The organism is Roseomonas rosulenta, assembly GCF_016106005.1.
In the GTDB taxonomy this organism is placed as follows: domain Bacteria; phylum Pseudomonadota; class Alphaproteobacteria; order Acetobacterales; family Acetobacteraceae; genus Neoroseomonas; species Neoroseomonas rosulenta.
This window is the reverse complement of the sequence record NZ_JACADR010000563.1, coordinates 1-1141: the sequence shown is the minus strand read 5'-3', so window position 1 is coordinate 1141 and position 1141 is coordinate 1. Positions and strand designations below refer to the sequence as shown.

Annotated in this window: 1 protein-coding gene and 1 tRNA gene; one reads left to right on the top strand and one right to left on the bottom strand. The window is 72.7% G+C overall.

The window, feature by feature from the left end; genetic code table 11:
• Nucleotides 1-314: 314 nt before the first annotated feature.
• Nucleotides 315-389: transfer RNA gene (locus HW578_RS26860), tRNA-Val, on the bottom strand.
• Nucleotides 390-478: 89 nt separating this feature from the next.
• Here HW578_RS26860 and HW578_RS26855 point away from each other — a divergent pair.
• Nucleotides 479-1141, top strand: a 663-nt coding sequence (locus tag HW578_RS26855; protein ID WP_198373750.1) for a DUF3108 domain-containing protein, incomplete at its 3' end; no start/stop codon positions are given.

Here is a 1141-nt window from a genome sequence, read left to right as displayed (position 1 = left end):
CTGGAGCTCAGACGTGAGCTCTTCCAACCCCGGCGCGGCCGGCCCAACCCTCGCGCTGACGCGGCGCGACCACGACCACACCATGACGAGCGGCCCGGGGCTTCGGTCCCGGGCCGTCCGCGCATCGGACACGCTGCCAAAAGGCGCATCACTACAGCTTCGACAATAACAAGCGGCCCGAGGCCCTGCCTCGGGCCGGGAGCGCAAAGCGCGACCGCGCCCAGCCCGCGCTACGAAGCCAACGCACCACCGTACGGCGCGAAGCCAAGGACCGCGGATGCGATCCGCCCGGCGTTTGAGGGACATACGTAAAATGGTGGGCGCGACAGGGATTGAACCTGTGACCCTTCGCGTGTGAAGCGAATGCTCTACCGCTGAGCTACGCGCCCGACCGGGGAGCGCGGAAATACGGGCGGCCGGGGGCGGGTGTCAAGCGCACCACCCTTGTCCCGGCCGAGGTGCGGTCCATTCTCTGCCTATGATCCGCCTGACCGCCTTTGCCGCCCTGGCCAGCCTCGCGCTGATGCCGGCGCCCGCGCGCGCCAACCCGGTCGAGGCTGACTACGCCGTCAGCCAGATGGGCGTGGCGGTGATGGATATCCGCGTCAGCATCGACCAGTCGGGCGACCGCTATCGCCTGTCCACCGTGTCGCGCTCGCGCGGGCTCGGCCGGCTGTTCCTGCCGCGCGAACAGCTCGCGCAGGCCGAGGGCGGGTTGCGTGGGCGCGAGGTGCTGCCCGCGCTCTACCGCACCGAGGGCGAATGGCGCGGCACGCCTCGGCGCACCGTGATGGAATACCTGGCCGGTACGCCGCGCCTGGCGGTGCTCGAACCCCCCGAGGGCCCCGACCGCATCCCTGTGCGGCCCGAGGAAGCGGCCGGCACCATCGACGGCCTCTCCGCCCTGCTGCGCCTGTCGCGCGACGTGGCAGCGACCGGTCGCTGCGACATCCAGGGGTCGATCTTCGACGGGCGGCGCCGCCTGGAATGGACCTCGCGCACGCTGGGCGTCGGCGCCTCGCCGGTCCGCGGCGTCTCGGGCGAGGCGCTGCGCTGCGGGCTGGAAAGCCGCCTCGTGGCCGGCTTCCGCCGCGGCGACGACCCCGCCCAGGCTGGCCGTCCGCGCCCGGCCGAGGCCTGG